A 6,582-nucleotide genomic window follows, 5' to 3' on the forward strand; every position below is an offset into this window, starting at 1 on the left:
GGCAGAGGTTATCTGCCCGACTCTTCCTGCTATGCCTTCCACTATGCTTACAATACTTCTTCCAACAGCTTACGGCTGTGTGCATCCAGCTCACGCCAATCGGTAATCTCACAACGTTTGCCGCTCATGTCGGTCAGAATGACTCGGCCGCCACCGGGATATTGCATATGCTCATGCAGATTCCGCATGACCATCCGAGTCGCACCCAGATGAGTTTGCAGCTCCCACATCCAGAGGTCGGACTTGAACTTTACGCTGTCCACACGCGTCACGCGCGGCATGAAATAACGAAACTGAAGCTCCTTCTCGAGCTCACGCGCACTCTCTTCATACAGCTCTTTAATGTCCGGAACGATTCCAAGCTCTTCGCCTTTGGCATTTCGAATTGAAATATATTGCGTGGTGTAGAGGAATGGAAACGCGCGGTACACCTCCAGCTCTTCATACGTTACACCTGCTACGATTCCTTGGAACACGCCGCCATCACCGCGGCTGAAATAGACATCATCCGGCGTAAATAAGCGAATGTCATACTTGTCGACTTCCGTAGTCATCAGCCCTCAACCCCCTTGATCTTGGACAGCTCCGTCTGCGCGTCAACGAGCTTCCGATAGGCGCCGTCCTCTTTCTCGAGCAATTGCTCATGCGTGCCGACTTCCACGATTTTGCCTCGATCCAGTACAACAAGCCGATTGGCATTGCGAAGCGTCGATAGACGATGCGCAATTGCGAATGTCGTACGGCCTTTAACCAGCCGCGAAATCGCTTCTTGAATTTGGCGTTCTGTCTCGGTATCCACCGATGCCGTCGCTTCATCCAGAATCAGGATACGCGGATCATGGATAATGGCGCGAGCGATGGCAACCCGCTGCTTCTCACCGCCGGAGAGCTTATGACCTCGCTCACCGACGCGAGTATCGTAGCCGTCCGGCAATCGAACGATAAAGTCGTGTGCATTGGCAATCTTCGCTGCGCGCATGATCTCGATAGGTGTTGCGTCTGGTTTGGAATAAGCAATATTCTCGGCAATCGTGCCGTCGAACAGGAATGTCTCCTGCAAGACGACGCCGATCTGCTTACGCAGATCAACCTGGCTAATATCGCGGAGATCCGTACCGTCAATCAGAATGGCACCTTCATCGGTGTCGTAGAATCGGCAAATCATGTTAATGAACGTCGATTTCCCCGCGCCGGAATGACCGACCAGACCGATCATTTCGCCTGCTTCCACTTGCAAATTAACGTCCTTGAGCACCGGATGATGCTTCTCATAACCGTAAGTAACTTTCTCGAAGATGACGTCGCCTTTGATGACGCCGACAGCTGCCGGATTACGCACATCTGGCACATCAGGCGGCGTATCCATAATCTCGAACACGCGGTGTGCAGCCGCCATGGCATTGCTCGCCCAACTGATCATTTGGCTGATCCATTGCAGCGGGCCGAATAACATGCCGAGGTAAGCGATAAGAGCCATAAGTACACCGAGCTGCATGTTGTCTTGCAGTACTTTGCTACCGCCGTTATACCAAATGAGCAGCGTGCCCATTCCGGCAATGAAGGCAAAGGCCGGGAACATGAATGACCAGAGCCCTTCCATGCGGATATTTCGTCGTACAACTTCAACGTTCGCGTCCGCATAACGGGATAGCTCATCATGTTCTCTGCCGAAAGCTTTGACTACCCGAATCCCCTGAAGAGAATCACCGACCAATGTGTTCAGTCGGAAAATCGAACGCCACTGCTGGTACCAGCGTCGTCCAATCTTCGGCCAGATCGTCATCGATACGGCAACCATGACCGGTACCGGTAAAATGGCGTACAGCGTAAGCTGCCAATCGAGCCCGAACATAATGATGAAGATCGCAATGATCCGAAGGCCCTCCGCGGTCATAAACACGACCCCGTCCGTCATAAACTGCCGCATCGCTTCTGAATCGTTATTGACCCTGCCGATAAATTGCGACGTTTGACGGCGGTCGAAGAAGGCTAGCGAGAGCCGCATGAGTGAGCTGTAGACATCTTTACGCAAGTCCCCCATCAGCTTCGATCCAACCCATACGCCGATTAAACCGCGAACCGTTTGCATAAGCGACATGAGAAGCATTGTTGCGCCGAGCCCCAGTACAACATAGAGCAGTGTCGATCCAACATCCTTCGGGCCAAGGACGTCATCGATGATGACCTTCGTTAAGTAAGGCGGCACCAATTCTACGAGTGTTGTTGTAATGAGCAGACATGCGGCAGCTATCATCTGCAGCTTGTAGGGCTTGGTATAGCTCAGCATCCGAGCAGCTACCTTGCCGTTGTGTGTGCATATCTGGCAGATCTGCGTTCCTTCCGATAACGGATTGCCGCAGCTATGGCAGCTGCGAGGTAGCTCGCGTTCCGATAATACCGGCCGCTCCTCGTTCTTCGCTATTGCGCTGAGCAGCTTAGCCGCAAAGCCGAACACCGGCGATTGCGCAGCTGTATAACGCGCGATTACGACCGGACCTTTACCGGTGTCAGCCAGCAGCGTTCCTCCACCGACTGCGCTGACAGCCCGAGCGTCTTTCAGCTCCTCTAATGGCTGCTTGAGCAGCAGTGTCTTATCTTGCTGCCATACCACGATGTCTTGTTCCGTGACAGCCAGCCATTGCACGCCGAATCGGCCATCCTGCAGCAGATCGGTCTTAGCGCTGAACAGCAGTTCAGACGTTAGTTGCTTCCTCAGCGCCTCGGGAAGCTGGTCTTGTATAGACATGGTACCCTCCTGTGTCTCCAAACAAGTATTGGGCTGACCTCGAATCGGACCCGACAATCCAATGACGAGTCGGCCACTACGAATATATGTTCTACATTTGGCTTATAATTCCTTCTTTCTTTGTAAACTTTACCCAGAATTATGCAAGGCGCAAAAATAATCCCACTTTTCGCACAATACCACACAACCAACTTTTTTCTCCCCACTTCGGAACTAAAGTTCCAGGTAAAAAAAGTAACTCTCATGCTATAATGCTAGAATCAAACCATAAAGCGAGGGATTCCCAATATGAAAGTTTTAGTTACCGGCGCTTCGGGCAACGGCGGACAAGCGATTAGCAGAGCGCTTATCCAAGAGGGATACACGGTTCGGATGGCAGATGTGGCACCTCCGGCGGGTGCAGATTTCGCCGATGTGGAATTTGTACGCTGCGACAGCAGAACAGCCGGCGACGTTCGCCGCGCGGTGGAAGGAATGGATGCCGTCGTTCATCTGGCAGCATGGCATTGCGCGCATAATCCGCCGGTAAGCGATGAGACAATCTTTGCCGTTAATGTGGACGGTACGTTCAACGTTCTGGAAGCTTGCAAGCAAGCAGGCATCCAATCCATCGTATATGCTTCATCCATGGCCTATGGCTGGGGATCCGTATACAGTGTTTCGAAAGTAATCGGAGAAGACTTGTGCAGGTCTTACCATGAAATGACCGGCGCATCCATCGCCATGCTCCGCTATCATGAATTCATTCCGCGGCCTTACTTGGAATTCGGTTCACGTTTGCTCCGCAACGGCGTCGATCGCAGAGATGTGGCTGCCGCTACCGTAGCCTCAGTGAAAGCCGCCCTTAACCGGGATATCGGACTTTTCTGTACCATCGTACATACCAATCAGGGAATGCCGGAGGAAGTCGTGAACAACTTCCGCGAACTTGGTCCGGCTTGGTGCGAGGAACAAGTTCCCGGAGCACGTCGCCTAATTGAGAAATATGCCATTAGCCTGCCGAGCTCAGTCGAGCAGCATGACCTTTCCAAAGCGGAGCAGGCGCTAGGCTGGAAACCGGCAACAGGATTTATTGAGTTCCTTCGTGATCTCAAGATCCGCGATGAACGCGGCATCGATGTAACCAGCCTCAGGGTACCATCCGAATTGCCGGCAGATCTTTAACCATGACAAGGGCCGCCTCCAAAAGTATGCGTCGCAACTTTTGAGGCGGCCCTTTATCAAATATGAAGAGATGAATTAAGGAGGAGAACAGAAAATGAAAATCACCGTTGGCGTACAAGCCGTCATCATTCAAAACGACGCTATACTTACCATCCATAAAAGGGATACCGACACATTAGAAGACTCTTACATCCTCCCCGGCGGCAAACAAGAGTTTGGCGAAACCTTGGAGCAGGCGATCCAACGTGAAGTATTCGAGGAGGTCGGAGTTGCGGTAGACGTTGGAGAGCTGCTATTCCTCCGTGAATTTATTGGAGGCAATCACGGTAATGCCCAAACGAATGGCAGCCTGCATATCGTCAGCCCTATTTTTCGCTGCAAGTTCAAAGACGGAGACGATATCGCCATCCCTGCAACTTCCCCTAATCCAGACCCTGACCAAATCGGAGTCGCCTGGATTCCCCTTCATGAATTAGCTAACGTCCCATTTTATCCAAATACATTGATTCCCCAGCTGATCGACATTGCGAACGGCACTAAACCAAAGCTTTGTTATGTTGGCGATGCGAACTAGAATTTAGAACCCATTCATAGGTTATGGATCCTCCGAGTCTCATAGATTTGCTCAATATGATGTGAGGCGTGCCGGATATCATGTTTCAGGGCATCGCTAACCGTAGCCTTACCATGCTCATGCACAAGAACTCGGTCTAATGCATCCGGCAAAGTACCGCATAGGTAGGAGATATAGTCTCGCATCATGGTAAACAGTTTCATCTCCATGTCAATGGACCGATTGCTATAGCTCATCTTGGCGCTCCAAACATCCCCATTAAAATCATTAAACAAATAGGTTGCCCCCGTGTTCGCCAGAGCGTATCGGTTAATTTGAAAATAATTCATATCACAGTCAATGATATGATGGACGATTTCCCTGATTGTCCATTCACCGTCTGCTCTGGCCTGATCCAGATCAGAATCGCTTAATCCTGCAATGGCTTGCGCAAGCTCCAACGGCGCTCGTTGGTAGGCGTTAATAAGCTCTTGACCTACTGCTGAAATCATCGCGATCCCCCCTATACGATCAACGAACCCGCAGCTTAATTTCACGCAGCTGCTCCAATTGATCCGGATCGATTTTACCAAACCGGTTCACCTTCGCATCGAGGCAAACGACACCTTTCCGATCCGTTACTCCCTTGACCCAATCCGCAAGCTCAGAGGTCGGCCGCGATAATCCTTTATTGCCCCAGCCCGCCCACTTAGGATCATTCTCACCCAAGAAGGTAAAGGTGAAATATTGAATGCCATTCGCCTCGTCAACCCATCTTCCGTTCCCCGGAAGTCCGCCGATTTCATTCGTCTCTCCTGCGGTAAAGTCCTCATAAGGGGAGTTTATTGCTATGCCCCCAATGCCGGAATTCAAGCACATGATGCGATGCGCGTTTCCCGACTTCGCTACATTGGCAATACTGCTCCAGTTATAGGGCAGCTGCATATTATCGTAAGACCCTGCCATAGCCGGAAATACCCCGTCAAACCACCAACCTGCGAGCAGCTCTCCATAACGATCAGACCATTCCTTGATGACGGACTGCCACAGTCGCATCGTCTCTTGGGTAGGTGCCGAGTCCGTCCCCTCCGAGAATCCAAAGGCGCGGGTAATCGCGTAGTCGCCATCCACCATATGCGCGGAATGAGGCGGGTTAGCCGGCACATACAGCATCAGCTTAATGCCGTATGTATCCAGAGCATGCGCGATTTCCATTGGAAGATCTCTTGTCGCGCAACGTTCGCCGGGTCTCACACCTGCAATCTCCTCATACACCGCATTTGGCGCCAAAAAACGGCCGCAGTTCTGTCCGAGCGTCAGCAGCACAAAGCCAGCCCCACTGCCAGCAACCTGCTCCGCATAAGCATTCACATCAAAGCTGTTAATCACGTCATTCCAGTCTTCATGCTGCTTCCACTGTTCCTCGGGGGAGGCCGCGACTCTATTCAAATAGTTAGCAATAAAATGATGCGAGATTCCATATTGCGCCGCGCATAGCCAATCCGTTCTCGGATTGCCGTTCACCGCGCGTACCGGTCCCACCGGCTCGCTTTCCACTGCTCCGGCCGTTCCACTATAAACTTGTACTTTCAAATATCCTCCGCTATAGGAAGCCAGCAGGACGATCGTTTTCGTGAGTATTCCCGGCAGCTCCACATAAGAGCCATCGATTGTTTCGGAGATCAGCCAACGATAACCAGTAACAACAGCATTTGACGAGCCATCATCCGTGACGGCCGCCTCCAGCATCCCTTTCACACTCGGTTCACCGACAACTCGCACCTGCATATAACGGTTCCGCCTTTCCCTAAGTCCGTCCTAATTATAGAGATGTACGCCGTAGGACATAAGAAAACACTAACAGTAAATCGTATTTTCTTAAAGTGCGAATTTTATAGCTGAGATATAAAAAAAAGCACCCGCATGGGTGCTTTCAGATCTATAGGGTTACACATTGAAAACTGGATACGAACCTTTGCGAAGGTTTTGTTTAGCTGATCTTGTCCGAAGTTGAACATCCGAGCGAATGTTCGTAGGATAAGCCCTCGACCGATTAGTATTCGTCAGCTGCATGCATTGCTGCACTTCCACCTCGAACCTATCAACCTGATCGTCTTTC

The 6,582-nt window shown here is 51.3% G+C and carries 6 protein-coding genes and 1 rRNA gene; 2 read left to right on the forward strand and 5 right to left on the reverse strand.

Annotated elements, in window-relative coordinates; genetic code table 11:
- Nucleotides 1-47 precede the first annotated feature (47 nt).
- Together BM412_RS21135 and BM412_RS21140 are read right to left on the reverse strand one after the other, a co-directional pair.
- Nucleotides 48-554 (reverse strand): DUF1854 domain-containing protein, encoded by a 507-nt coding sequence (locus tag BM412_RS21135; protein WP_091222811.1) that lies wholly within the window; start codon nucleotides 552-554, stop codon nucleotides 48-50.
- Nucleotides 554-2,746, reverse strand: coding sequence for an ABC transporter ATP-binding protein (locus BM412_RS21140; RefSeq protein WP_091222814.1), 2,193 nt, complete (start codon nucleotides 2,744-2,746; stop codon nucleotides 554-556). The genes BM412_RS21135 and BM412_RS21140 overlap by 1 nt, the downstream gene beginning before the upstream one ends.
- Before the next feature lie 288 nt (nucleotides 2,747-3,034).
- Between BM412_RS21140 and BM412_RS21145 the strand changes: the two genes are divergently transcribed.
- Both BM412_RS21145 and BM412_RS21150 read left to right on the forward strand, forming a co-directional pair.
- A complete protein-coding gene (locus tag BM412_RS21145; protein ID WP_091222817.1) occupies nucleotides 3,035-3,910 on the forward strand; it encodes an NAD-dependent epimerase/dehydratase family protein in 876 nt (291 codons plus the stop codon).
- A 94-nt stretch (nucleotides 3,911-4,004) separates the two neighbouring features.
- A complete protein-coding gene (locus tag BM412_RS21150; protein WP_091222820.1) occupies nucleotides 4,005-4,484 on the forward strand; it encodes an NUDIX domain-containing protein in 480 nt (159 codons plus the stop codon).
- Nucleotides 4,485-4,498: 14 nt separating this feature from the next.
- Here the strand turns inward: BM412_RS21150 and BM412_RS21155 are convergent, their stop codons facing one another.
- The 3 genes from BM412_RS21155 to BM412_RS21165 all read right to left on the reverse strand — a co-directional run.
- On the reverse strand, nucleotides 4,499-4,975 hold the full coding sequence (locus BM412_RS21155; RefSeq protein WP_091222822.1) for a DinB family protein: 477 nt from the start codon (nucleotides 4,973-4,975) through the stop codon (nucleotides 4,499-4,501).
- Nucleotides 4,976-4,994: 19 nt separating this feature from the next.
- Nucleotides 4,995-6,251 (reverse strand): hypothetical protein, encoded by a 1,257-nt coding sequence (locus tag BM412_RS21160; protein ID WP_091222825.1) that lies wholly within the window; start codon nucleotides 6,249-6,251, stop codon nucleotides 4,995-4,997.
- Nucleotides 6,252-6,496: 245 nt separating this feature from the next.
- Nucleotides 6,497-6,582 (reverse strand): 23S ribosomal RNA (locus tag BM412_RS21165); the annotation flags it as partial.

This window comes from Paenibacillus sp. BC26 (genome assembly GCF_900116125.1).
GTDB classification, from domain to species: domain Bacteria; phylum Bacillota; class Bacilli; order Paenibacillales; family Paenibacillaceae; genus Paenibacillus_Z; species Paenibacillus_Z lignilyticus.